We start from the raw sequence: 25,959 nt of genomic DNA, 5'->3' as shown, positions 1-25,959 counted from the left end.
TACATTCAATTCAATATCCTAAATATTTAGGATATAGCATTATTAAAGTAGATATTGAAGGTTATGAATCTCCGGAATCGTACCAGAAAAAAGATAGTGATATTGATCTAACACCAGATAGATATTGTTACAGAAAAGAAGGGAGTAAGCATATTTTTGATTTGAGTTTAAAATCTGAAAAACTCAGCTTACTAAACTGCAAATAGCTGCTTATCAATATCTTAAATCAAATAAATTCATATTGTTTTAGGTTAATAACAACTCGTGGTCACTATAAATTTACTAATAAAACTATTGACGACATTAATCTTGATACCGTTAAACTCTTAAAGATTTAAAAGTTTTTTTAATATTGTGTAACATTTTTATGCTTTTTTACGTATAATAAAAGCAACACGTTGTTGTAGAGTAATTGCACAAATCTTAAAATTAAATGAGACAACTTAAAATTACCAAGCAGGTTACCAATAGGGAAACTGCATCATTGGATAAGTACTTACAGGAAATTGGTAAGGTAGATCTTATAACCGCTGACGAAGAGGTAGAATTAGCTCAACGGATTAAAGCAGGAGATCAGATTGCATTAGAGAAATTAACAAAAGCAAACCTACGTTTTGTTGTTTCAGTTGCTAAGCAGTACCAAAACCAAGGTTTAACTTTACCAGATTTAATAAATGAAGGTAATTTGGGTTTAATTAAAGCTGCACAACGTTTTGATGAAACACGTGGATTTAAGTTTATATCATATGCTGTATGGTGGATAAGACAATCCATTTTACAAGCATTAGCAGAACAATCTCGTATAGTACGTTTACCATTAAACAAGATTGGCTCAATTAATAAAATTAATAAAACATTTGCTTTTTTAGAGCAAAGTCATGAGCGACCGCCTTCTGCAGAAGAAATAGCGAAGGAATTAGACATGACTATTAATGACGTTAAAGAGTCCATGAAAAATTCTGGCCGTCACGTTAGTATGGATGCGCCGTTAGTTGAAGGAGAGGATTCTAACTTATATGATGTGTTGCGAAGTGGGGAATCACCAAATCCAGATAAAGATTTATTACATGAATCCTTAAGAACGGAAATTGAGCGTGCTCTAGAAACATTAACACCTCGTGAAGCAGACGTTATTCGTTTATATTTTGGTTTAGGAAATCAACATCCAATGACCTTAGAAGAAATTGGTGAGACATTCGATTTAACACGTGAACGTGTAAGACAAATTAAAGAGAAAGCGATTAGAAGATTAAAACATACTTCTAGAAGTAAAATATTAAAGACATATTTAGGTTAGGATTTTGTATATTTAACGACCAACCTAATAAAGGTAACAACAGTTACAAAACATAACTGTTCGTTTTTTGATTGATGAAAGAACCCACGGCTGATTACCGTGGGTTCACTTTTTATAATATCTTATCATCTCAAAACAAAAGAAACTTCATTTTTTATTTACCTTTGCGCAAACCAAAAATACGATACTAAAATGGCCAAATGTTTAATTGCTCCCTCAATGTTAGCTGCCGATTTTGGCAATTTACAACGCGACACAGAAATGGTAAACAACAGTGAGGCTGATTGGTTTCATATTGATGTTATGGATGGTCATTTTGTTCCTAATATATCATATGGAATGCCAGTAATAGCTGCAATTAAAAAGCACGCAACAAAACCTTTAGACGTTCATTTAATGATTGAAAAACCTGAGCGTTATATCGAAGAGTTCGCTAAAGTAGGAGCAGATATTATTACGGTTCATTATGAATCTACTGTGCATTTGCACAGAACCCTGAGACAAATTAAGGACGCAGGTTGTAAAGCTGGGATTGTACTAAATATAACAACTCCAATTTCCGTTTTAGAAGATATTTTACCAGAGTGCTATATGATTTTGTTAATGTCTATAAACCCTGGGTTTGGTGGTCAGAAATTTGAAGATGTAACTTATAAGCGTGTAAAAAAACTACGTCAAATGATTGACGAACAAGGCTTAGATACACGCATTGAAATTGATGGAGGTGTAACGGACAAGAATATTAATAAACTCGTTGAAGCCGGAGCCGATACATTTGTAGCTGGCAGTCATGTTTTTAAAAGTGCAAACCCTACTGAAACTATCAAGAACTTAAGGAACTTAGCTAATAATTAAAAGATGCCGTCTGGTTTATCCAATTTTACAATTGCCTTAATAGATAATTGATTAAGTCGGTAGTTGTCACAATACCCACTAAAATTCCGTTATCCACTACAGGTAAAGCGTGAAACTCTCGAGTGGCTAATATTTTTGCAACCTCTTTTATTGTAGCAGTAGAATCTACTGTAACTATATTCTTAGCCATTACTTGATCGATAGTAAACATATTATAAACTAGGGTATCTACTTCAGTTTCTGTTTCATCTACAGCATCAGCAAAGCTTATTCTTAACAAATCCGAATAACTTAACATCCCAATCACAACTCCTTCTTTTACTACTGGTATATGTCTAATCTTATTTCGTTTGAATAGCATTTCTGCTGTTTCAAGATCGTCATCTCTATTGAGTGCAATAATATCGGTTGTCATTATAGCAGAAATAGGTTCTATATACTTCATGATTTTAAGTTTTATAATTCACTATTAAAAGTAATTTATAAAACGCTCTCAGAGTATGATAAATATCATGCAGTTTTTAGGGAAAAACAAGTATGTTAAAGACTAACTCTTATTACCATAACCATAGTTATAGCCATAATTGTAGCCATAACCATATGACTTACTTGCTCCAACACTATTTACAACATAAGCCATATTATTTAACTTACCAGATTCAAATAACTCTTTAGAGAATTTTAATAAATTTTTCTCCGTGTAATTTGCTCTAGCCAAATAAATAGTCGCATCTGCTAACTGAGATATTAACATTGTATCTGTTACCAAAATAGTGGGTGCCGTATCAACAACAATATAATCATACTCTAGCTTTGCTTCTTCAATTAACTTTTTGAAACGACCATTGGTTAATAAATGTGCTGGGTTAGGCGGGATACTTCCTGATAATATAATATGATGATTAGGATGCTTATCAAATCCACTTATTAAAGAATCTTTCCAGTCAAAATCAACATCATGTAAGTAATTAGATAGCCCTGACTTATGCTTATCTTCAAGTATATGTGTATGTATTTGAGGATTCCTTAAGTCTGCACCTATTAATAATACTTTTTTATTTATGCTTGATAATGCTAAGGATAGATTAATACTAATATACGTTTTTCCTTCTCCTTTTATTGTTGAAGTACAATATATAACCTTTCCATTTTCATCTTTTGATTTAGGCAATATAAAATCTACATTTGAGCTCAAAATTCTGAAGGATTCCGCTAATGCTGTTCGCGAGTTAGGGTCATCAAAAATAATATTTTCCTTATTTTTTATATTCGGTATCTCACCAATTACTGGAATATTAGCGTTTATTTTAGTTATATCTTCTTTACTATGTAGTTTAGTATCTAACATAAAAATGAGATACAGTATACCGAACGGAATTAATAATCCACCTAGAATAGCACCTGCATATACAATATTTGATTTTGGAGAAATAGGTCCAGAACCCGACAAAGCTTTTTCTACTATCTTAATAGAGGGCTCAGTTATAGCTAAGTTAATTGCAGCTTCTTCACGCTTTTGAAGTAACAAAAGGTATAAACTCTCCTTAATTTTTTGCTCACGAACTATAGAATTAAGTAACCGCTCCTTTTCTGGAATTCTAGCAACTTTTCCACTAAACCTTTGATTTCTAGTTTCTAATTGTTGGAGTGAAGATTCCAATTGACTTATATACGTCTTTAAAGATCTATTAATATTGGATTTTAAATCGTCAACTTGACTCGCTACTAATTTAACTGTTGGATTATTTATTCCACCGCTAGTTGCTAATTTATCGCGATTAATCACAGTAAGATTATAGTCAGAAATTAAGCCATTTATCCCAGCATTTTCAATACCTATATTAGAAGGAAGCAATCCAGTTTCTGCAGAATCATTTAATGAGCTTTCTAATACTCTAGCTAGAGATAATTGATTCTCAATTTTAAAAACTTCTACTTCTGATTCTGAACGTTGTTGAAGCCCTATCTGTGCATCAGTAGCTAAATCAACAAGATTATTATTTTGTTTATAATCTTGATAGCTAATTTCTACAGAGTCTAAATCTTGTGCTAACAATAAAAATCGCTTGTTTATAAAGTCGATCGTTCGCTGAGAAACTAACTGTCGATCTTTTATTCCATCATTATCAAATACATTCATTAATGTATTTAGAATTTTTTCAGACAATTCTTTACTTTCACCTTTAATGCTCAACTTAAGTAAATCGCTTTGCTCACCTATTGCTTCTACTTTTATTTTAGACTTTAAGCTTAATCCTGCACTTTTAACGGGTTTGAATTTTACAAGATAGGTTTTACCATAAAAATCTGATTGAGATCCATTAGTTTTAATATCTACTTCAAATGGTAACTTATACTTACTATTAACTGTAGAAAAATCTGAAAAAGAGAAGGATTTTTCAGTCTTCAAATTAGTGATAGTCAAACCTGAACTACTAGCTTTTAGCTTATAGGATAAATTCTCCCCTATGCTATCTGGATGAATAACCTGTTTAAAATCGAAAGGTAAAGATTCTATTTGAGTTGTTTGTATAGTTCCATCATCATAAAAGGCAGTATTGAGATTTAGCTCTTTTACTACACGATTCATAATAAGATAAGAAGTTAATATCTCAATTTCATTTTCTAAATTGATATTTGTTCTTTTAAAAATAAATGCAGACGTTGGTAGCTCCAAACCTTCAGATTCGTCTAATATTTTAACCTTAGAATACGTTTCATAAATACGAGGAGCATACCTCAAATATATATACGCACTTATTAGAGCAATTATTAATAATAGAACAAACCAAGGCCAATACCGTAAATAGCGATTAATTTCTTGCTTAAGATCTATTCCTTCACCACTTTCAAAGCTGTTTATATTATTAAAAGAATTATCCATAATTAGCGTGATAATAATATTGTTATACTAAGCGCTAGAGACGCGATTGTTAATACAGTACCTACGTTCTTAATAAAGCCAGCATTTTTCACCCTAGGATCATTTTGATTAACTATAATTAAATCATTCGGCTTAATAAAATAAAACTCACTGTTCATAAAATCTGCAGAAGTAAGATCTATATGTGTAATCTTACGGACACCATTTTCCTCCCTAGTCATTAATATATCATCTCTTTTTCCTTCAATTGTTAAATCCCCAGCATAGCCCAAAGCTTGTAAAATCGTCATACTCTGGTCTGTATAATTAAACGTTCCTGGCCGATTAACCTCACCTAAAACGGTCACCTTAGCATTAAGTAAACTTACGCTAACTCTTGCGTCTGAAAGATGTCCTTCTCTAACTAGCTTTTTACTAATAAAATCCTCTAATTGATTTGTAGTTTTATTTTGAGTTGATATTTCTCCTAAAATTGGTACTTTAATTGTATTATCTTTAGAAACAATATATCCATCTAATTTCATGATGTCAAGATTCTGATTCTGGAGACCTTGAGAACTCTTTTTGTTGTAAGGAATTGCTGCTAAAGGTTCAAAACTCTCGATGTCTATTTTTAAAATATCATTCGGCTGAATAGTTATATCTTGATAAACTAGTTTTGATCCATTATTTTGACTGGCATCTTGAATATATAAAATATCTTTTTTAGAGGCGCAAGAAGCCATTAGAAACAAGAACATTATTCCAATAAATTTCAATTTCATAATCAGCTATTAAATTAACTGACAAATATAATGTATTTATGACAATCTCAAAGTTTGAAGGACATAGACTTAAAGAATAAAATTACAACGCCAGAGCTATATATTTTTTATACATTCTACGATTCGGTCTGCAGCATGTCCATCCCACAGTGGAATATCATGACCTTTTTTCCAATTACCATTAAATAAAATCTTTAAATAGGACTTTAGTCTTTTGGGGTCTGTACCGATTAATTCATTTGTACCTAGTGTAATCGTTTCTGGCCTTTCTGTATTATTCCTTAATGTTAAGCACGGAACGCGGAGTACAGATGCTTCTTCAGTAACACCTCCAGAATCGGTAATAACCGCCTTGGCACGTTCAACAAGATAATTAAATTCCAAGTAACTCAATGGTTCAATTGCATGAAGTCTAGGGTGATCAATATTGAGTCGTTTAAGTATCTTTTGAGTTCGAGGGTGTACTGGAAAAACTAAATGTAAATCTCTGGTATTAGCTATAATTTCATTTATCATATCTCTCAATTGACATTGCTCATCTACATTATTAGGTCTATGAAGTGTCATAACAATATAATTACCATTAGAAAGCTGCAGATCTTTCCAAATCTGAGGTTTCTTAAAGTTTGGTCTCTGTTTCATTAAAGTATCAATCATCGTATTACCAACGAAAAAAATTTGACTGCCATCAACTCCACTTTTCTTTAGATTAGTATTCGCAGTTTCTGAAGTAGTAAAAAAGTAATTCGTAATACTATCAGTAACTAATCTATTGATTTCTTCAGGCATCGTCCAATCATTAGATCGAATTCCACCTTCAACATGCGCTACTTTTGTAAACAGTTTTTGAGCAACTAAAGCACAAGCCATAGTAGATGTCACGTCACCGACTACGAGTACGAGGTCTGCTGGATTAGATATCAATTCTTTTTCGAACTGAATCATAATTTTAGCTGTTTGTTCTGCTTGAGAACCACCTTTACACTCTAAATTGACATGTGGTTTAGGAATTTCTAATTGTTCAAAAAAGCTTCCTGACATATTTTGATCATAATGTTGACCTGTATGAACTAATCTAAAATCAATTTTAATATTGTCACTTCTTGCTTTCTGAATAGAATGAACAATAGGGGCAATCTTCATAAGATTTGGTCTTGCCCCAGCAACTATGGTAACTTTTAGCATAGTTAATATTTAGATTAAAATATTTTTTTCACCATGAAGGGTATCACATATAAAACAGGGCCATAAAACATCAAAAGTATTATTTGGGTATTTAAATTAAGATGTACTAAATTAAAAGCTATTAAAATAATGATAAGATTGATGCCAGTTATAAGAATTGTCGTAACTAAACTACTGTATCCACTACTTATAAAACGATGATGCACGTGATTTTTATCTGGTTTAAACGGACTTGATTTATGAATTATAATTCTGATAAAAAAAACACGAAAGGTGTCCATAAGAGGATAAAAAAGAATAGCCAATGCCAAAGCTGGAGCAGCATAATGATATTCTATTAGTATGTCTGTCTGCGCTTTATGAATAAAACTAATAGTAAAAAAAGCTAGCAAAAAACCAACAATCATAGATCCTGTATCTCCCATGAAAATTTTTCTCTTCGATGAAAAATTATGTCTCAAAAAAGCTAACAATGCACCTCCTAAAGCGACCGCAATTGTAGCTAAACTTAACTCTCCTGCTTTTATAAATAAATAAACAAATACTGCACTAGCCGTTAAGGCAATTGTACCGGCCAAACCATCAATTCCATCTATTAAATTATAAGCGTTTATGATAAGAATGTAAACGAATAAAGTAAAACAAATAGACAACCAATAAGGTATCTCATTAATATCCATGATATCTGAAAGCCCTATAATTCTTGTATTTGTAAAAAACACAAGCAAGAGGGCAGAGATAAGTTGTCCTGTGAATTTTCTATGAGGCGCTAATACGGTTAAATCATCTTTTAAACCAAGAAAAAACAATATAGTTAAACCACCCATAACCAATAAAAGAACCTTAGTATTTAAGTAAGCACCTGTTATTGTCATAACAACCACTAAACTTATAAAAATACCAATCCCACCTAGTGTCGGTGTTTTATTTGTATGTAAGCTCCTTCTGTCTGGTTCATCCATTAAATGCTTTGTTCTTGCAACATATAATATGGTAGGGAAAGATTGATAAGCTATAACAAAAGCTAGAATAAATGCTGAAATAAGCCAAATAATCAAATTATCCTCTGGAGAAAAGTTCTCTAGTAAATTTTTAATCATAAGCAACGATTTTCAATTGGGGTTTCGAGGTAAAGGTACAAATTAATAACTCAAATATATTAAATGCATATTAGGGATATTTTAGAGGTTTACCGAAAAACCTTCATTGGCAAGATTTTTCTCAAGAAAACTCATTCTTTAACACTTTGAAAATTACATTTCTAAAAATTGTATAACATTATTTATTAGAGAAAAAATTACAGCTCTGATTTACAAAGTAATTTTCAATTATATTTTTAAAGTTGGACTTTGACCACGCTATTCCAATCAATTTGTTTATTCGCTGTATTAACATCAACAAAATCACAATCTCTCAACCATTTATCTAGCTTAAATTCTGCTTTACCTATACCGACATAAGACTTAAATCTTCTAGAATAGGATAATTCTTTTATAACAGGTTGACCTGTGTCAAAATCTCTTGGATGAAAATACGTCATAACGTAATCAGATTGTTTTGTCCATTTTTTAATAATTTTATAAGGCAATAGTCTAAAGTAACCTCCACCTGAAAAAATAAGTGTTGTCGAAAGCAAGCTCGAGTAATTAATAGGTAGTTCTTTTATACTAACACCTTTGTACTCTAATATCGACGGCTTGGGAGTTCCATAACTCGGAAAGCCACCATGACTTCTTACTGCAGGAAAAATTGAGCAATCTATCTCAATACCCAATTCAACCAATATTTCAAAAGCCCATTTTGTTTTCTCTGTGATTGAAAATCCAGGAGCTCTAAAATATTTAACTTTTTTACCTGTCAAATCCTCTAATGTATGGATGGAATGCTCAACATCCGCTTTAAATTGATTTGGTGTTTGAGAATACACAAGTTGGTGCATTCTGGTATGCGACCCAATTTCATAACCTCTATTACAAATTTCTTTTATCACTTCAGGATATTTTTCTGCAATCCACCCAAGACAAAAAAAAGTTGCTTTCACGTTGTTTTTATCTAGAATCCTATAGATTCTATCCATATTTTGATGAATTCTACTCTCATAACTCGCCCATTCCGATTCGGATTGAGTAGATTTATTATCGAGAATATGAAACCATTCCTCTATGTCAAAAGTTAATATATTCATTAATAGAATTTTTTACCTTTTCTTTTAAATTCATCAACATCTTTTTTAGTAGGGAACGTAAAGTATGTTTTTTTTGAAGCATCATTATCTATTAATACAACTTCATTTTTAAAAATTAAATCGATACTTTCAGCGATAGCTTCCATACCTATCTTTTTTGTATATCTAATTAATTCTTCTTGAGTCCTTCCTCCGATTTCAGCCTCTTTTTGAACAATAATTGGACCACTATCTATACCTTTATCAACATAAAACACAGAAACACCTGTCTTTTCTTCATTATTTTTTAACACCCAAAATGTAGGCATTAACCCTCTATATTTAGGAAGCAAAGCTGTATGCAAATTAATACAACCTTTTGGCGCTAAATTGATAATAGGCTCTTTAAAAATCTGATTCCCTAAAATAGAAATTAATAAATCTGGTTGATGCGATTTAATCTTAGCAACAGATTCTTTATGATTTATATGATGGTCTAAGTTTATTTCTGGTATTTTATATTGATTCAATAAATGAAAAATATTTTTCTGCTTATTAAACTTAGATAGAATATATTTTTTCGAATAATATAAGAAAAAGTTTAAACCAAAAATTTTATAGGTGCGCTTTGCTTTTTTTAAAAAGGATTCCTTTTTTCCAAAAGGGGAAACATCAGCAACCACACACCCAACAATTTTTGAATGTTCTGGCATTATCTCGATGAGATATTTTAAATTTTCTGCTAAATAAAAAGGTTCATTTTGCGTAATTATTACGATATTCATTGTTGAGTTTTTTATTTTCTAAATTTATATTTCATCACCTCAAATACAAATTTTGGATTTGACACCAAGTTTCGTTTCAATAACCTCTTGTTTTTTACACTTCTATGAACCCATTCTAACCCTAATTTTATTAGAATATTAGGCGCTCGTGAAATATTACCAGCATAAAAATCAAAAACAGCCCCTATAGAACAAATTATTTGAGACTCTAATCTTTCTTTATTTTGAAACACCCATTTTTCTTGTTTTGGTGCTGTCATTCCTACAAATAAGATGTTAGGTTTTACTTGATTTACTTTTTCACACATTACTAACGAATCTTCTTCTGAGAATTCCGCTTTAAATGGGGGAGAATAACTAAATACTTGTATGTTTGGGAAATCTATTTTAACCTTATCTTCTATTTTTTTAAGGGTCGCCTCAGATGCGCCGAGAAAAAAACAACTCCCAGATGTTTTATTTAAGCTTTTCATTAAAAACATAAATAAATCATAGCCTGCTATTTTTTTTATACTGTTACCATTTAAAAAACGTTCGGCCCATACTATACCGATTCCGTCTGGCAAAAGAACATCAGATTGCTTTAAAGCCTCCATAAACACAGTATCATTCTTAGCAACGCAATAGCTATGCGGATTAATAGTATTAATAATCTTAATCTTATTTAAATCAATGGACTCTAAAGAAGTCGCGTGTACATTATATCCTAATAATGTTGACATTTACTTATTTGATTTTAAAAATTTAACTAATTCTTTTGTAATTTGCCGCTGACCCTCTGGGTTTAAATGAATAGGGTCATAAAACAAATCATATCTCTTTGACCAAGGTTCTTGAAGGTTTAGAAATTTCACTGTATCATTTGTAAGATCTTCAAAAATTTTGATGGTTAGATCGAAGTCTACCTGTTGAACTGTCTCTAATTTATCTATTGTTGGAACATACATTAATATAACGTTAATATCATTTTCCATTAGCAATTTTAACGTTTCTTTGAATACTTCAATATTTTTAAAATTATTATTTATTTTTCTAAAAGTGCCTTTTTCGATAGTTTTATTTAACTTCAATGTATCTACAATTCCATATTTAAGATTATCCCATTTTTCTAAATAACCTCTCATGGCACTAGAAACCAATTGCTCATTATAACGACTAGACTTTACCCATTTTTTTGAAATATAGTCCAATGGGTCACCATTTGCATGAACATAATTATCGATACTAGAATCATCTAAAAACGGGTAAAATAACTTATATGAGTTTTTACTCAATCCTTCGCCTGTAAATGTCCAAGCGTCTACGCCATAAATAATGGTTTTAAGATTAGGGTTTTTATCAATCAACTGCTTTATCATTACCAATCTATCACTTACATTTACTCCTTCTCTTGTATACTTTGTCACTTTAGTTTTTAAGGTTTCCTCTATCTGTATTTTATCAATTCCCAACATCAAGTGTGAATGTCCTACTAAAGCAACTTGGTTAAGTTCACCAATACCATAATAACGGTTCAATCCTTCAACTAAAAATTTATTAGCCACACGATCTATAACGATGAATAAACAAACAAAAGAAACTACATATATAATAAATGCTTTTTTAGACATGCCAATTAAAATTGAAAATAGATAAAAGAATTAGAACTAATACCCAACATTGATATCGCTAATAAAAGTAATACATACCATAACAATTGACCTATTGGGTGTATCTTAGATTTTGAAAAATATAACGATGTTATGCATTTATATTGCAAAAATTGAACCACAACAAGTAACATAATTAAAAGTACAGAAAGAAAAAAGGAAACGGTCGATGCACCTAAATATAAAGAGCCTTCCCAACTAGCAAAGAACTTTGTACTTATCGCAAAGGCATCTGTAATATTAGCCGCTCTAAAAAACACCCAAGCATAACATACTAATACAAAAATCAATATTATTTTAAATATCCCATATAAGCGATGCTTCTTGAAACTGCTTAGCCCTATATGTTTTAAAAGTATATCTCCCCAGCTTTCAAACAAATAATACAAGGCATGTAATAGTCCCCAAGCTATAAAGGTCCAGTTTGCTCCATGCCAAAACCCACTAACTAGAAAAACAACAAAAATATTGAACAACCATCTATTATAATTAACTCGACTACCGCCTAAGGGTTTATACAAATAATCTGAAAACCAAGTTGATAATGAAATGTGCCATCGTCTCCAAAAGTCTGCTATCGATTTTGACCAATATGGCAGGTTAAAGTTTTGCATTAAATCGAATCCTAAAATCTTCGCAGTACCAATTGCCATATCTGAATATCCACTAAAATCACAATAAATTTGAACCGCAAAAAAGAGAGTAGCAACAGCAATTGTCGGAGTGTTGTACAAATCTGGATTCTCATAAATTCTATCGACATAGACAGCCAATCTATCTGCAATAACAACCTTTTTAAATAAGCCCCATATAAATAGCTTACTACCGTCTATAAAGTTTAATCTATTGAAGCTATGCTTCTCTCTAAATTGACCTAAAAGACTAGAAGATCGTTCAATGGGCCCAGCTACTAGTTGCGGAAAAAAAGCAACAAAAACGCTAAAATTAATAACATTTTTTTCGACTTTAGTTTTATCATAAAACACATCCAATGAATAACTTAATGCTTGGAAAGTAAAAAAAGAAATCCCTACAGGCAAAATAACATCTAATTCAGAAAAACTATTTTTATCGCCAAATGCTCGAGACACCTCATTAACATTTGCAATAAAAAAATTAGCATATTTCAGATAAAGAAAGGGTAATAGCGATGTAATCAAAGCAAACCATAAATAATATTGCTTCTTTCTAAAGGTATTTGAATCGTATATTTTTAATCCACTATAATAATTAATTAGGGTAACCCCTAACATAACTAATGCAAAATCCCAACGCCAAGATATGTAAAATAGATATGAACTCACTAGTAACAATAGAGCTCTATACTTGTGTGGAATGTTAAAATACAATACACAAGTCACTAAAAACAGACCGATAAACTCCCAAGAATTAAATAACATGCTTAGTGGATTATAGTATTGTAAACATTAAATAAACTTTGATAAACACTTTCTTCTGTATATAATGAATTGGCCTTTTTTTGAGCAGCCTTTCCAAACATCTTACATAACCTGTTGTCATTATACAAAGATTCAATCGCTTCAGTCAATAAATCTGCTCTAGCTGGCGGAACTAAAAGTCCATTTTCTTGATGATCAATTATTGAAGCCATAGAACCTAAATCGCTCGTAATAACAGGTTTACCATGCTTCATTGCTCTAGTGATAACGTTAGGAAATCCTTCATAACATTTGCTAGGGACTACTATTATTTTTGACTTTTTAAATAACTCATCTAAAGCTTTTCCTTTAACAAAACCATGCCATGTCACATTTTTTGGCGAACTCGTCCTAAGTTCACTATAAGACTCTAACACACTACCAATAACGTTAAACCTAATTTTAGGCAGTTGTGCCGCCGCTTCAATAAATTCTTCAATTCCTTTTTCCCTACTAATTCTTCCAATAAACGACACAGTATTATCACCAGGAATAGTAGTGGTTTTAGAAATTTTTGGTGTAAGACCTGAGACAATAAATAACTTATGCTCTGGAATACCATTAGTTATGAATTTTTTCTTTTGAAATTCAGACTGTACGATGTAAGCGTCAAAATTCTTTGTAACACCCCAAAATACTCTTGCTACATAACCTCTCAAGGCATATCCAGTACTTTTAAAAAAATTACTTTCACAATTTTTTTTAATACAATTAAATTCTCTAACTCCTGTTAAGCATTTTTCGCAGAGATTAACATTAGCATCCAAATGTAATCCCGTAGGACAAAACAATCTATAATTAGGTGCCCTAAGTGCTAGGGGTATATTTTTCTTTCTTATGGTTCTAATAATTGCGGGTGATATAAAGGGATACATATTTTGAACCTGAATAATATCTGGTTTGAATTCTTCAATCTTTCTTTTTACTTCACGAACAGATTTAAAATTATAAAATCCACTAAAAAATGCCATTACTTTCATAATAAATGAATCATTAATGATATCAGAACTTCGTCGGTACCAATCCACATCGTGTCCATTTTTCTCTAACAAATTAGCAAGGCTTTCAGCAGCATGCTCTTCCCCACTATTGTTATTCGAATAATTATTATGAATAAATAAAACTCTCATCTAAAAAAATGCGAAATTAAGATAATTTATTTTCGGATGTAGCCTCATATTTGAACTTTATTTTCATCCCAATAAAAAAGGTCACAATAAAAACACTCGGAATCCAAGCACCATAAAGACGTCCCCCTACTCCTGGTGCAGCCGAATTTACTACCACTACCATAATAAGTGAGGCTATTACAGCAGTTCGCCATTTATCTTTAGGAAAGCATTTAGAAAAACCCATTTTTAATGCAGAGAGAAAATACAGTATTAAAATTAACAAACCAATAATACCATTATTAACAAAAGCAGATATGAACGTATTATGGGCATTAATAGCCTGAAAATCCATATTAATTGCTAACAGATTCGCTTCTCCAGCGGCAAAACCATAACCAAAAAATGGTTTTTCCATACCTTTTTCTAATAAGTAAGCCCAAATAGCATCTCTACCCGATGAATCTTCTAATCCAACTGACTCACGTCCATAATATAGGGTGTTTAGCAAAAGATTATCTAATCCCACATAACTAACTGCTACAATTATTACTGTAGCACTAAAAATAAAAAGTAATTTATATTTTGCTTTTCCAAAAACAAAGCTACTTAAACCCGCAGCAATACCAAAAAACACCTTATTTGAAAGTCCCAGAATTCCAAAAACCAGCATGATTATTTTTGGTATTCTTTTTGTTCCTAGAATAAGGAATATAAAGAAAAATAAAGGGAAAAATAAGCGATTTGCAACAAATGGATCTAAAAAAAAGTCTAAACCAATAAGTTTAACTCTTAACAATATTCCGGCAGCCAAATTCCACAACCCATAAAAAATTATCCATTTAACAATAACATCAGGGCTATATCTTTTAATTAAAACAATTATTACATCGGTAATAAGAAGGACAAACGTAAGACATTCGAAAGAACGAAATAAAGTTAATGTAGTTCCAGAGCTCCATAGGGCGCTTAAAAACCCTAATACAGTATATAAAATTAAAAAAAATGATGGGCTGTTAATTAAGATTTTTTTAAAAAGCAACTTATTTCTTTTATATCTTCTTGTTATGATGAAAAAGCATATAAACATGAATATTATTTGCAAAGTCGCAGAAGCATCAATAACAGAAGCTTTATCTAAAGCTCTTTTTCTTGTCAACAGAGCAATCATAACAGGGTAAAATAGTAATAACTTCCCTGTAATACCAGCAGCAGCAAAATAACCTCTAAAAACTTTTACTAGTTTTAACATCTATTTCTTCTTTGCTAACTCTATAGTATTAAAGATATTAAGCGCAGCATTTTTTGGATTATGGTTTGAAATTATATCGATAGATTTTTCACCCATAACGTTTAAATTATCACAAAGATAACTTTGATTTAGCTGGTTTACGAAATTTTCTCTATTTAGTGGGTCAAATACCCAACCATTCGATTCTGTAACATACTCCGGCCAACAACCATTATATTTTGAACAAAGAATTGGCAAACCATTAGACATTGCTTCCGGAACAACTAAACTCCAATTATCCTCAAGTGTTGGAATTAAAAATATATCTGCTTGTGCATATATTTCATACATTTTATCATAATCAACATATCCCAGTAATTCAATAGTATTTAACTTGTGTTTTTTACAATAATCAATTACTAAATTCTTCAACTCACCATCTCCAACAATTTGTAAAACAACATGTTCTTCCTTTTTATCCTGAAAAACCTTCCAAGCTTCTAATAGCTGATTTACCCCTTTTCGTTCTATTAGTTTACCTACATACAAGTAAGTTTTTAAACTATTATTAAAAGAATTCTCCAAAGACTTTTTTGATATACCTGATACGTCGGCAACCATATGTCCATAAGTAATATTTTTTTTATTAATACCTAAATCTTCTAGATACTCACCACATAGTCTCCCAGATGCACAATAAATGTCAATGTATTTTGATACTAGTTTTCGATATTTAATTCTTATGCCCTGTGCATTGCGCTCTGTATGCTTCGTTCGCTCGTAACACATAATATGTGGGATTTTATTGAACTTTCTAAGCCAGAGTGCGGCATAGGTCCATTGAAAAAAACCATCAGATATAAGCAAATCAGGGTTCAACGATTTCACCATTTTAACAAGCCCAGGCTGAAAAGGAATTCTAATTTTTTTATTTGCTAAAAAATCCCCAAAATCATCAGTACCAAACTTATATTCGCCTTTTAATCCTATAGCATTGCCCCCTAGAGCTTCTTGTACCTTGTTATGCACACGATCCGGGATATAATTGGCATTATAAACCAAATAAAGGTTTCCATTCAACAATTTATTTAATTCTATAAATACAGGAACTCTGTAATCTAAAAAAGAACGTGTTACCCAAACTATTACCATTATAAATATTTTAAATTTACTGTTTTTTACCTTTAATCAGTTTAATCGTGTTATAAATACTCAATGCTGCTTTCTCTGGTGTATAATTTGAAATAATAGTTTTAGAAACGTTTCCCATATCGTTTAAATTCTCACAAAAATAGCTTGTATTTAATTTGTTTAAAAAATCATTATAATTTAATGGATCAAAGACCCATCCATTATTTTTCGTTATATATTCAGGATAACAACCATTATAAACTGAGCTTAAGATTGGCAAACCAGAAGCCATAGCTTCTGGAATCACCAGTGACCAGTTATCTTCCAAAGTAGGTATTATAAATACATTTGCTGATTGATAATAATCAGCCACTTTATCATAACTTACTCTACCAATAAAAAATACGTTTGTCAACTTTAATTCTTTAAGTCTATCTTGATATTTCTCTCTTTCTGGTCCGTCTCCTACTAAATATAAGGCTACATTTTTACCTTTTTCAAAAGCAACCCATGTTAATAACAACTCATTAATTCCTTTGGCTTCGACAATTCGACCAACATATAAATATAAAATTGCATTTTTATCTTTGTGTTGATTAAGTATGTTTGCCTTTTCTAGCTTATCCGTAAAAAATGTATCAATATCTGCAACCATATGACCTGTTGTAACTTTATTGGATTTAAAACCTAAACTCTTTACATATTTAGAACAGAGATCTCCTGTACAACAAATTGCGTCAATCCATCGAGACACAAACTTTCGGTAACTTATTCTATACCATTGAGCGTTTCTTTCGGTATGCGCAGTTCTTTCATAACACATGACATGTTTTGTCTTATAAAAAAAACGCATCCAAAGAGCAGCATAAGTCCACTGAAAAAAACCATCAGTTATGATCACATCTGGTTTTTGAGATTTAATAGTTTTTATAAGTTTGGGCTGAAATGGAATTCTTAAGCCTTTATTTGCCCATTTATTTGTGGTGCTTTTATTGCCAAACGTAAGCTCACCTTTTAAGCCAATACAACTTTCCTTAAGTTCGCGTTTGACTTTCTCTACAACAGAATAAGGCACATAACTTTCATTAAAAATAAGTGTAAATTCTCCCTTATTTAGAACTTTCAAAGCCTTAAATACTGGAATTCGATAATCTAAAAATGAACGTGTAACCCAAACTATCTTCATTACAAATCTTTTATACGTTCTTTTATTTTTATGATTAATACTGTAACAAACCAAAATATTTTATTTTGACTACCAAACTGTAACAACCTTGACATTTGTCCTTTAGGAAATGACGATTGATATTTCTTAACAATACGTTTGCCTTCTGAAATATTACCTCCAAGTATTTTATTATGCGCATAACCTATTGCTACTCGACCTCTTACAGCACTAAAGGCATCTAAATCATTTTTGGTGATACGTGGTAAAATGCGTTTTTCCCATTCCTCAACATCAGGACATAGTTTTCTGCGAATTTTATACTTCTTAGTCCATCCTGTTTTTTTTGCATGCATTCTTGAATTACCAACCCAAAGTGGTTCGGGAATAAAACCCCATTTGCCATATGTCGCTATAAGACCCCAATACTCCAGATCTTGACTTATTCTTAAATCGGGATTTTGCAAACCGGCTTGTTTGACCGTCTTCATTCTTATCATTGCAGTTCCGGTCCGTATATGATCATGCTCAGCCCAAACTTTAAAGAAATCGTCAATGACTACTGGATTTTCTTTAATAAGTGCTTTGGGATGAATCTCAGATACATTTTTATTATAGATTGTTCTCTGTGCAGTATTAACTGCAACTAAATTAGGATGATTCTCAAGAAAATCATGGCATCTTTCGAGAAATGTTGGCTCCCAATAATCATCAGCATCTAAAAACACGACATAATTACCTTTAGCAGCCTTTATACCTGTATTTCTAGCTGCACCTTGGCCTTTATTTTCCTGGAATAAATAAACAATATCCTTTTTAAAAGACTTTATAACTTCTTGTGTATTATCTGTAGATCCATCATCAATCACTATAACTTCAAAATTTTTAAAGGATTGTGAAAAAACGCTATTTAATGTTTCAAGAATAGAATCTTGCTTATTGTAGGCTGGAATAACAATTGAGACCATAATATGTTTATAAAATTTAAATTACTCTACTCGCTTTTTCTATTTCTTCACGAGTGATTTAATTAAAAATTTAGTATTTAATAGATATTTATATACTTTTTAAAATTTGTTCTTCCTTTAATTCTTTTATTAAAAGACATGCAACAGATTTATCTGCTCCAGACATCTTATCAACCAATAATGGAGCTGTCGATAATATACGAGATCCAAAAACCTTATTCAATATTATTAAACTGGTACTTGTCGAAGCAATATACAAATCTACCGATAAGTTTTTTGCTAACAATTCAATTGGTAATAATTCGCTATAATAGTCATTCAAATTTTCTATCGAATTAAAACTTTGCTTAAGGTTATCAAAAAACGGATTTGGGTTTTTGGGATGTTCTTTCCATAAAATTCTAAATCCATTAGCCTCTATTTTTTTGCAAATTTTAATATAATGTAATAATTCTTCCTCTCTATCCAATTCTCCATGAAGCGAGAAATATTGCCCTAGTATTAAACACACTTTTTGATCATTAATGTCTAAACTGTCGTTAGATTTGATACTACATTTTGATACTTGAGTTTTTAAATATGACCAATCTACTATAATGTTTTGTGATAAATTCTTTTGATTTTTGAAAAAAGAAGAAAATAACATGTAGCGATTAGCATGATAAAAAGAAGGAAATCCACTCTCTTTAAGATTAATTATATTAAAAAAAGCATATACATTTCTTTTTAGAAACAAAGCGAGTTTCTTTTTGATAAAAGAAGGTTTATTAACATAGTCTCCTAATGTATTGGGAACAACATACGAACCTAAGCCATCATCGAAAAAAATAATTTTAGAAGAAGGAAAAACCAATGATAAGTTAATTTCAACTTCGCCATATGGCATACAAACCCATATTTGGATAACACTTTTAAAATGAGCTTTTAACACTTTTCTCTTATCAGGACTATTGTGATAACTTATATCATCTAACCTCACTACTTTAGTCCACTCCCATATCTTACTAGCTATATCATCACACAATAATCTTCGTTGAGAATCAACATTAACACCCCTAAATATCAGTATATCATTATACGTTTGCTTCTCGATTTCTTTATTCTTTAAAAGTGCTGCACTTAAAAAAAGTAATTGGGAAGGGCCAGCGACAATAAATAGCCTAGATTTAATGTTACTTTTCATTCAAAAAAGATCTTGTAATTTCTACTATTTTTTTACTATGCAAGTAGTTGTCGCCAGTATGGATTATAATATCGTAGATATAATTTTCAATTTTTTGCTTATACTTGGTTCTAATATCTTGTTTTAATTTCTCACCTGTTTTAGAAATAAGAGCTTGGTTAATTCCTTTTTTTCTATAATTGGGCAATAAAAAATCGATAAATATAACGCTAATTTTGTTTTGCTGGGAGGTCATGGCTTCGAGCTTTTTATCTACTTTCCAATCTGCTATGTCATCAATTTTATAGATCTCACGAACAAATGCTGTAAATTCTTTTGCATCTAAATCTAGCTCAAATTTACATTTAGTCTCAAAACCCAAATCGAGTTCTATCTCATTTTTTAGGTGATACGCCGTTGGCCAAATTATAATTGGAAAATAAACACCTAAGTTCAGAAACAACTCTTCTTCTGTTTTTTTAATTAGTGCTAATTCATCTCTATTAAAATTATATTGCTTTAACAACTCCTTTTTAAAAAGTACTTTGTTTCGTGTAGGAACAATACAAATTGGCAATTCTTCGATACCATTAATAATAGCAGCGGCTAATCTATGAGAACCATCTAATAATTTAAAACTTGAATTTACCGGAATAGGAAAATCTTTATTGAATCCATTAGTTTTCATATTTAGGTAGACTCCATCTAAGGAATCTTCTTCTTTATTATGGAATGGTTTTTCCTTAAAGCGTTCTGACATTAACTTTTGGTAAAGCGGAAGTCCTTTAGAATCGTTATTAATAAATTTATCTTTTAATGCTAAATATCTAATAATAACATCTTTTCTACTAAACTCATTGTCTTCGTATTGAAAGGCCAGCAGTAAGGCAGGACTTACTTTTGAATGGGTATTGTTAACTAAATGCTTTCCAATTGAAAAGTAATTAACGACTTCTCTAGGAAAAAGCACAATTTTTTTTAGTCTAGCTAGTATTTTATAAATAAGTTTTTTCAAGAATTCTTTATTTTTTGAATAGTATCATTATCCATGTCATAGTCAACTAATAAATCAAAATCGATCTGATTTTTGTGTTTTTTCAAGTACTCCAAATGATGCTTTTTCTTAGGTTTATCCCTTAACTCTTTAGCTCTTATAAGCAATTCATATTTCATTTCGGGGACTTTGAGATTTTTTAAATTCTTTCTATTAATCAAACAATCATTAAACAAATTACTAGTCGTATTTGTAGATAAATCATATTGAAAATTTAAAAACTGACCAAACTGATATCTAATCTTAATATTTTGATTATCCTCAATTACTATACAACGTAATTTTTTATTTGAATTTAACTCTAATATTTTAGATTTTATACGACTTAAGTCTTTATCTAAAACAATAATATCAACATCTGTACCTACTCTATATTCGCTAGGGAAATTTGAATGTGTTTTATTTGTATCCAATTTTATTATGACATAGTCCTTATCCTCCATAAATTCAAAAAAAGAAATAATGTTTATTCTATATTTTTTAGACAAGCTATATAAAATATTTTGAATAAACTTTTGACTATAATATATTATTGGATATATAGTAAATTTCATCGCTTTAACCATTTACTTTTTATTGCGCTGAAAACATCCAACATCTGCTTTTTATCTTGTTGCAATCCAAAAGTATAAATGCAAAAAATTAATACAAGGAAACCAGGCAATACCAATAGCCCGAGTTGTATGTAAGAAGTTATTTCTACATTATAATTTATGGCTAACCAATATAATGAAGCAATAAATCCAGGTAATACACCTGGCATTAGACCTTTATTTAATACGTTAGTATATTTAATATTCAAATTTCTTTTAGCAAAGATTGTAATAACAAATAGTTCTCCTATAATATTGATTACTGCAATTGATATTGCCATTTCGATAACTGTTAAATTCATTATTACCAAAACATAATACATCGCAACTATATTAACAACCTGTATAGTCAACATTCTTATAGCCAAGTCTTTTTGGTTGTCCATTGCGGCAGAAATTTGGGGTAACATTGCATTGAGCATTTGAAATGGGACTATAGATAATAATGCCATTATGATGTATGCAGCATTAATATAAACTTCACCAACATATAAGGTTACAAAGACTTCTGAAAATATAATTGCTGGAAACACAACAAAACTAGTGATCCAAATCGCTAATCTAGATCCTTTTAGGTAAGTGTCATTTAATCGTTGAAATTGATTTTTACTATGCATTGCAATAAGTGGAGCGCCTATGCTTGATCTTATAGGCTCCCATACTTGCAAAGTTTGGCGACTTACAAATCTTCCAATATTAAAATTAGAAACATCTGTATTTGTACCAAAACGATTCAATATAAATAGTGCTGCAAAATTTCTCAAATATCTCGATAACAGAATAATACTATTCCAACTACCAAAAGACAAAAACTTATTTACAAAGGCTTTATCAAAATAACTTATAGAAAAGCTCATTTGAGGTATAATCTTTTTACTCAAGAAAATTCTAACCCCTAATGCAAGTATTAGCGCAAAAGCATTTGCTACAACAAGCCAAAGCGCCTTAGTACTTACACCAAAAAGTAAAGAAAATAACAATGCTATTTTTAATATTTCTACTATTAAATCTATTATATTTTTAATAACTAATTTTTGGGTAATATGTAAACCTAAACCCAAAGGCGTCAAAGCAAAATTTACTAAAAATGTTATGATAATTATCAAAAACATAAGTTGTGCATCATATAAATACTCCTGCTCTATACTAAGTATGTGATCTAAAAAATAAACTGCTAGAAGTGATACTAATAATATTATTGAACCTATTGTGGCATTCAATATTATTGAAGTAGACAAAATCCTATTCATTTTACCAAAATCTCGTCTTGTATATTCAAATATCATATATCTTACACCTGCACTTACCAATGCTGAAGTAATAAATGGTAATAAAAAAACTAGTGAACTTATAATAGCATATACAGCGTATTCTCCTGGTGAAATTCGTTTTAACAAATATTGTTGAACCCAAATAAATACAGTAATACTTAAGAATTTGGTAATTGCCATACTCACAGAGTTAGCAAAAACAAGTTTCTTACTTATGGGATTATCAGAATCTGTATTTAACTTGAAAAAACTCAATATATAAGAATTAAGCGTACCTGAATTAGTACCCTAAAAAAGTAATGAACTCTCTAACAACCCCTTGTCCACCATTTTTACCTAACTTAATGATGTGAGGAATACTTTTAATTTTTTCAACCGCATTTGCAGGACAAGCTGCATAACCAACTGAAGATAACAACTCAAAACAATTAACATCATCACCAATGTACGCAACTTCGTCTAAAGAAATTCCTTCTTTTTCGCAAATCTCCTTTACAACAGATAATTTTCCATTATGTTTTTTTCCTTGATAGAGGTAATCTACTTTAAGTTTTGAAGCCCTTTTGCTCACAATATTGGTATCCTCTGAAGTGACTATTCCCGTCTTTACACCATTCTCTCTTAGTATTTGGAAAGCCATACCGTCATGAGTATTAAATTTTTTGAGCTCATCACCTGATTCAGTATAATACATTCCTGCATCTGTTAAAACACCATCAACATCAGATACAAATAACTTTATTTTTACCCTTTTTGATATCTTATTTAGAACGTGCTTACGCATCAATGATTCTGCAATAAGCCAATCTTCTTCTTCATCAATCTCAACCGCTGTATATTCAGGCATTTCATAAATACCAATCTTACCAGATAGACGATTTTGATTATCAATAATATTTCCTACAGTATTAATATATAAAGCTCCATTCTCTAGTAATGATCCCTTAAAATCCTGACGTCTAGGACGTAATTTAAAATCATAATTTTCTGGCCTACCAGATTCATTCCAAAAAAAACGTTTTACTCGAGCACAAGATAATACAGAATCATATCGATTTTCTTCAAATAACTGCAAAGCTTGAGTAAAATCAGCTCTTGTAGTTAAAGGTGAAGTTGCTTGAACTAGCATAAAACAATCTTTTCTTCGAAGATTTTCAGACTCAATAAACTCAATCATCACACTTTCTGTTGAAGAGTGGTCTTGAGCATTATTGACGTTTCTATCATAAACTTCAACCTTACTAAATCCAAAAGAAATTGCCGTATTTTTTATATCATTAGAATCTGTTGCTAAAATAATTTTGTCAATTAAATCAGTGTTTTGCAACTCAGATATTACCCAATAAATAAGCGGTCTACCTAGAAAAGATTTTATGTTTTTTCCAGGTATACCTTTACTTCCGCCTCTAACTGGGATAAAAGCAATATTCATCTAAATCTACTTTTTATTTTTGAGTTTCTCTCTCTGAACTTTTTCTATATCAAGTATCTCTGACTCTTTATATGACAGAGCTTCATGAGCTGCTTTTAAGTCTCTTACTAATTTTCTCATTCCATCTGGCTCTAAGGATGCAGAATGATCAGTTCCTTTCCATGTTCTATCTAGAGTATAATGTCTTTCAATATATGAAGCTCCCAATGTAAAAGCTGCGATGTCTACTGCAATTCCCAGATGATGACCAGAAAAACCAATAGCCTTAACTCTCCTTTCGTATTTTTCTTTAAGTTTTAATATTTCCAATAAACAAACATCTTTGAAGGGCACTGGATAACCAGATGTACAGTTATAAATAATGACATCTTTTGCTCTATTATGCTTTTCAAAAAGCGATACTATTTGTTCAATTTCATCTAAATACGTCATGCCTGTTGAGACGTGTATCTCACCTTTATAATTCAATGCTAACCATTCTAACATTTCATAATTATTATTACACGCAGATGGAATTTTTAAGAAAACAGGATTTAAACTCGTCATTTCTTTTGCAGATGTCAAATCCCAAACAGATGTAGAAAAAGTTATTCCTAATTCATTACAGTAATTCATAAGTTCTCTGTTTTGATCAACGTCAAACTCTAAAAACTCTCTGTGAGCACCATATGTGTCTCCATAGGAGTTAACAGGATTAGGGTGAGGTGCATTATACTGTTCTTCAGTTAATAATTCTCTGTTGTTTCTTTTTTGAAGCTTAACGGCATCGACATTGCAAAATATCTTAGCCATTTTAATCAACTCCTTTGCAATATTAATATCACCTTTATGATTGCAACCTATCTCAGCTATAACATAAGGAGGCTTTATTTCTTTCATAGTTTAATCTTTAAAATTATTATTTTCTAGGAACCAATTATATGCTTTATTAATTCCACTTTTTAAATTTATTTTTGGTTCCCAGCCTACACCTCTTAACTTCGAACTATCCATCAGTTTACGAGGAGTACCATCTGGTTTAGAACTGTCCCATAAAATTTCTCCTGTATGACCTACAATAGTTTGTATAGTTTGAGCTAATTCTTTAATGGTAACATCTTTGCCAGTACCCACATTGTACAAATATTCTGGTAATACATTTTCTACTGCAAATAGCACTGCTTGGGCTAAATCGTCTACATATAAAAACTCCCGCATTGGTTTACCGCTTCCCCAAAGCTCCACAGATGCATTATTGTTTTCTTTAGCCTCATGGAACTTCCTTATCATTGCAGGTAAAACATGCGAACTTTTTAAATCAAAGTTATCATTAGATCCATATAAATTCGTGGGCATTAAGCTTACAAAATCTTTACCATATTGTTTTCTAATAGCCTGACAAGCTTTAACACCAGCAATTTTAGCAATGGCATACCACTCATTTGTAGGTTCTAAACTATCTGTTAGTAAATATTCCTCTCTTAAGGGCTGTGGTGCAAATTTTGGGTAAATACATGAGCTACCTAAAAAAATAAATTTTTGTGTACCTGCTTTATGAGCTGAATCAATCAAGTTATTTTGAATCTGAAGGTTTTCCATTAAAAATGGATATGGATTCTCATTATTAGCTAAAATTCCTCCTACTCGAGCTGCAGCATCTATTATAACATTAGGTTTTTCTATGTTAATAAAATCAACTACTGATTGCTGATTTCTTAAATCAAGTTCAGCACTAGTTCTACCAATAAGATTATTATAGCCTTTTGCTTTTAGAGCACTCCAAGTAGCAGAACCTACCATACCGCGATGGCCAGCTATGTATATCTTAGAACCTATATTAAT

General features: G+C 30.9%; 24 protein-coding genes. 2 read left to right on the top strand and 22 right to left on the bottom strand.

What is annotated here, in order from left to right; all coding sequences use genetic code 11:
* Positions 1-433 precede the first annotated feature (433 nt).
* Together SJY34_RS14395 and rpe are read left to right on the top strand one after the other, a co-directional pair.
* On the top strand, positions 434-1,297 hold the full coding sequence (locus tag SJY34_RS14395) for an RNA polymerase sigma factor RpoD/SigA (RefSeq protein WP_094967995.1): 864 nt from the start codon (positions 434-436) through the stop codon (positions 1,295-1,297).
* Between the two features lie 192 nt (positions 1,298-1,489).
* Positions 1,490-2,152 (top strand): ribulose-phosphate 3-epimerase, encoded by a 663-nt coding sequence (gene rpe, locus SJY34_RS14390; protein ID WP_400076807.1) that lies wholly within the window; start codon positions 1,490-1,492, stop codon positions 2,150-2,152.
* A gap of 25 nt (positions 2,153-2,177) precedes the next feature.
* Here rpe and SJY34_RS14385 read toward each other — a convergent pair whose 3' ends face one another.
* The 22 genes from SJY34_RS14385 to SJY34_RS14280 form a co-directional block, all read right to left on the bottom strand.
* Positions 2,178-2,597 (bottom strand): CBS domain-containing protein, encoded by a 420-nt coding sequence (locus SJY34_RS14385; protein ID WP_400076805.1) that lies wholly within the window; start codon positions 2,595-2,597, stop codon positions 2,178-2,180.
* A gap of 102 nt (positions 2,598-2,699) precedes the next feature.
* Positions 2,700-5,036 (bottom strand): GumC family protein, encoded by a 2,337-nt coding sequence (locus SJY34_RS14380; RefSeq protein WP_400076803.1) that lies wholly within the window; start codon positions 5,034-5,036, stop codon positions 2,700-2,702.
* Positions 5,037-5,038: 2 nt separating this feature from the next.
* Positions 5,039-5,776 carry a polysaccharide biosynthesis/export family protein gene (locus SJY34_RS14375; protein WP_400076801.1) on the bottom strand — a complete coding sequence of 246 codons (738 nt, stop codon included), beginning with the start codon at positions 5,774-5,776 and terminating at the stop codon, positions 5,039-5,041.
* A gap of 120 nt (positions 5,777-5,896) precedes the next feature.
* Positions 5,897-6,985 (bottom strand): non-hydrolyzing UDP-N-acetylglucosamine 2-epimerase, encoded by a 1,089-nt coding sequence (wecB, locus tag SJY34_RS14370; RefSeq protein ID WP_400076800.1) that lies wholly within the window; start codon positions 6,983-6,985, stop codon positions 5,897-5,899.
* Between the two features lie 14 nt (positions 6,986-6,999).
* Positions 7,000-8,085, bottom strand: coding sequence for an MraY family glycosyltransferase (locus SJY34_RS14365; RefSeq protein WP_400076798.1), 1,086 nt, complete (start codon positions 8,083-8,085; stop codon positions 7,000-7,002).
* A 236-nt stretch (positions 8,086-8,321) separates the two neighbouring features.
* Positions 8,322-9,170, bottom strand: a complete 849-nt coding sequence (locus SJY34_RS14360; RefSeq protein WP_400076796.1) for a polysaccharide deacetylase family protein — start codon at positions 9,168-9,170, stop codon at positions 8,322-8,324.
* Positions 9,170-9,934, bottom strand: a complete 765-nt coding sequence (locus SJY34_RS14355; RefSeq protein ID WP_400076794.1) for a methionyl-tRNA formyltransferase — start codon at positions 9,932-9,934, stop codon at positions 9,170-9,172. Before SJY34_RS14355 ends, SJY34_RS14360 begins: the two co-directional genes overlap by 1 nt.
* Before the next feature lie 11 nt (positions 9,935-9,945).
* The gene (locus SJY34_RS14350) at positions 9,946-10,656 is read right to left on the bottom strand and encodes a WecB/TagA/CpsF family glycosyltransferase (RefSeq protein ID WP_400076792.1); all 711 of its coding nucleotides are present in this window, start codon (positions 10,654-10,656) and stop codon (positions 9,946-9,948) included.
* Complete coding sequence (locus tag SJY34_RS14345; RefSeq protein WP_400076790.1) at positions 10,657-11,544, bottom strand: hypothetical protein; 888 nt, start codon at positions 11,542-11,544, stop codon at positions 10,657-10,659. It abuts the gene before it with no gap.
* Positions 11,545-11,549: 5 nt separating this feature from the next.
* Positions 11,550-12,983: an MBOAT family O-acyltransferase gene (locus SJY34_RS14340; RefSeq protein WP_400076788.1), complete on the bottom strand. Its 1,434-nt coding sequence runs from the start codon at positions 12,981-12,983 to the stop codon at positions 11,550-11,552.
* A 2-nt stretch (positions 12,984-12,985) separates the two neighbouring features.
* On the bottom strand, positions 12,986-14,152 hold the full coding sequence (locus SJY34_RS14335; RefSeq protein ID WP_400076786.1) for a glycosyltransferase family 4 protein: 1,167 nt from the start codon (positions 14,150-14,152) through the stop codon (positions 12,986-12,988).
* A gap of 16 nt (positions 14,153-14,168) precedes the next feature.
* Positions 14,169-15,383 (bottom strand): O-antigen ligase family protein, encoded by a 1,215-nt coding sequence (locus SJY34_RS14330; protein ID WP_400076784.1) that lies wholly within the window; start codon positions 15,381-15,383, stop codon positions 14,169-14,171.
* A complete protein-coding gene (locus SJY34_RS14325) occupies positions 15,384-16,514 on the bottom strand; it encodes a glycosyltransferase family 4 protein (protein WP_400076783.1) in 1,131 nt (376 codons plus the stop codon). It abuts the gene before it with no gap.
* A gap of 16 nt (positions 16,515-16,530) precedes the next feature.
* The gene (locus SJY34_RS14320; RefSeq protein ID WP_400076781.1) at positions 16,531-17,679 is read right to left on the bottom strand and encodes a glycosyltransferase family 4 protein; all 1,149 of its coding nucleotides are present in this window, start codon (positions 17,677-17,679) and stop codon (positions 16,531-16,533) included.
* Complete coding sequence (locus SJY34_RS14315) at positions 17,679-18,626, bottom strand: glycosyltransferase family 2 protein (RefSeq protein ID WP_400076779.1); 948 nt, start codon at positions 18,624-18,626, stop codon at positions 17,679-17,681. Before SJY34_RS14315 ends, SJY34_RS14320 begins: the two co-directional genes overlap by 1 nt.
* An 88-nt stretch (positions 18,627-18,714) precedes the next feature.
* A complete protein-coding gene (locus SJY34_RS14310) occupies positions 18,715-19,809 on the bottom strand; it encodes a polysialyltransferase family glycosyltransferase (protein WP_400076776.1) in 1,095 nt (364 codons plus the stop codon).
* Complete coding sequence (locus SJY34_RS14305) at positions 19,799-20,803, bottom strand: ParB N-terminal domain-containing protein (protein ID WP_400076774.1); 1,005 nt, start codon at positions 20,801-20,803, stop codon at positions 19,799-19,801. The genes SJY34_RS14310 and SJY34_RS14305 overlap by 11 nt, the downstream gene beginning before the upstream one ends.
* On the bottom strand, positions 20,800-21,396 hold the full coding sequence (locus SJY34_RS14300) for a hypothetical protein (RefSeq protein WP_400076772.1): 597 nt from the start codon (positions 21,394-21,396) through the stop codon (positions 20,800-20,802). The genes SJY34_RS14305 and SJY34_RS14300 overlap by 4 nt, the downstream gene beginning before the upstream one ends.
* A complete protein-coding gene (locus tag SJY34_RS14295; RefSeq protein ID WP_400076770.1) occupies positions 21,393-22,961 on the bottom strand; it encodes a lipopolysaccharide biosynthesis protein in 1,569 nt (522 codons plus the stop codon). Before SJY34_RS14295 ends, SJY34_RS14300 begins: the two co-directional genes overlap by 4 nt.
* Before the next feature lie 25 nt (positions 22,962-22,986).
* Positions 22,987-24,138 (bottom strand): cytidylyltransferase domain-containing protein, encoded by a 1,152-nt coding sequence (locus SJY34_RS14290; protein ID WP_400076768.1) that lies wholly within the window; start codon positions 24,136-24,138, stop codon positions 22,987-22,989.
* Positions 24,139-24,144: 6 nt separating this feature from the next.
* Entirely contained in the window at positions 24,145-25,017 is an 873-nt protein-coding gene (locus tag SJY34_RS14285) for an N-acetylneuraminate synthase family protein (protein WP_400076767.1), read from the bottom strand.
* Between the two features lie 3 nt (positions 25,018-25,020).
* A complete protein-coding gene (locus SJY34_RS14280) occupies positions 25,021-25,959 on the bottom strand; it encodes a GDP-L-fucose synthase family protein (protein WP_400081408.1) in 939 nt (312 codons plus the stop codon).

The organism is Winogradskyella sp. R77965 (assembly GCF_044594915.1).
In the GTDB taxonomy this organism is placed as follows: domain Bacteria; phylum Bacteroidota; class Bacteroidia; order Flavobacteriales; family Flavobacteriaceae; genus Winogradskyella.
This window is presented reverse-complemented; position numbering and strand designations above follow the sequence as displayed.

Coding starts and splice junctions, on each gene's coding strand:
- SJY34_RS14395 (WP_094967995.1), top strand. CDS start 434: ATGAGACAACTTAAAATTACCAAGCAGGTTACCAATAGGGAAACTGCA.
- rpe (WP_400076807.1), top strand. CDS start 1,490: ATGGCCAAATGTTTAATTGCTCCCTCAATGTTAGCTGCCGATTTTGGC.
- SJY34_RS14385 (WP_400076805.1), bottom strand. CDS start 2,597: ATGAAGTATATAGAACCTATTTCTGCTATAATGACAACCGATATTATT.
- SJY34_RS14380 (WP_400076803.1), bottom strand. CDS start 5,036: ATGGATAATTCTTTTAATAATATAAACAGCTTTGAAAGTGGTGAAGGA.
- SJY34_RS14375 (WP_400076801.1), bottom strand. CDS start 5,776: ATGTTCTTGTTTCTAATGGCTTCTTGCGCCTCTAAAAAAGATATTTTA.
- wecB (WP_400076800.1), bottom strand. CDS start 6,985: ATGCTAAAAGTTACCATAGTTGCTGGGGCAAGACCAAATCTTATGAAG.
- SJY34_RS14365 (WP_400076798.1), bottom strand. CDS start 8,085: ATGATTAAAAATTTACTAGAGAACTTTTCTCCAGAGGATAATTTGATT.
- SJY34_RS14360 (WP_400076796.1), bottom strand. CDS start 9,170: ATGAATATATTAACTTTTGACATAGAGGAATGGTTTCATATTCTCGAT.
- SJY34_RS14355 (WP_400076794.1), bottom strand. CDS start 9,934: ATGAATATCGTAATAATTACGCAAAATGAACCTTTTTATTTAGCAGAA.
- SJY34_RS14350 (WP_400076792.1), bottom strand. CDS start 10,656: ATGTCAACATTATTAGGATATAATGTACACGCGACTTCTTTAGAGTCC.
- SJY34_RS14345 (WP_400076790.1), bottom strand. CDS start 11,544: ATGTCTAAAAAAGCATTTATTATATATGTAGTTTCTTTTGTTTGTTTA.
- SJY34_RS14340 (WP_400076788.1), bottom strand. CDS start 12,983: ATGTTATTTAATTCTTGGGAGTTTATCGGTCTGTTTTTAGTGACTTGT.
- SJY34_RS14335 (WP_400076786.1), bottom strand. CDS start 14,152: ATGAGAGTTTTATTTATTCATAATAATTATTCGAATAACAATAGTGGG.
- SJY34_RS14330 (WP_400076784.1), bottom strand. CDS start 15,383: ATGTTAAAACTAGTAAAAGTTTTTAGAGGTTATTTTGCTGCTGCTGGT.
- SJY34_RS14325 (WP_400076783.1), bottom strand. CDS start 16,514: ATGGTAATAGTTTGGGTAACACGTTCTTTTTTAGATTACAGAGTTCCT.
- SJY34_RS14320 (WP_400076781.1), bottom strand. CDS start 17,679: ATGAAGATAGTTTGGGTTACACGTTCATTTTTAGATTATCGAATTCCA.
- SJY34_RS14315 (WP_400076779.1), bottom strand. CDS start 18,626: ATGGTCTCAATTGTTATTCCAGCCTACAATAAGCAAGATTCTATTCTT.
- SJY34_RS14310 (WP_400076776.1), bottom strand. CDS start 19,809: ATGAAAAGTAACATTAAATCTAGGCTATTTATTGTCGCTGGCCCTTCC.
- SJY34_RS14300 (WP_400076772.1), bottom strand. CDS start 21,396: ATGAAATTTACTATATATCCAATAATATATTATAGTCAAAAGTTTATT.
- SJY34_RS14290 (WP_400076768.1), bottom strand. CDS start 24,138: ATGAATATTGCTTTTATCCCAGTTAGAGGCGGAAGTAAAGGTATACCT.
- SJY34_RS14285 (WP_400076767.1), bottom strand. CDS start 25,017: ATGAAAGAAATAAAGCCTCCTTATGTTATAGCTGAGATAGGTTGCAAT.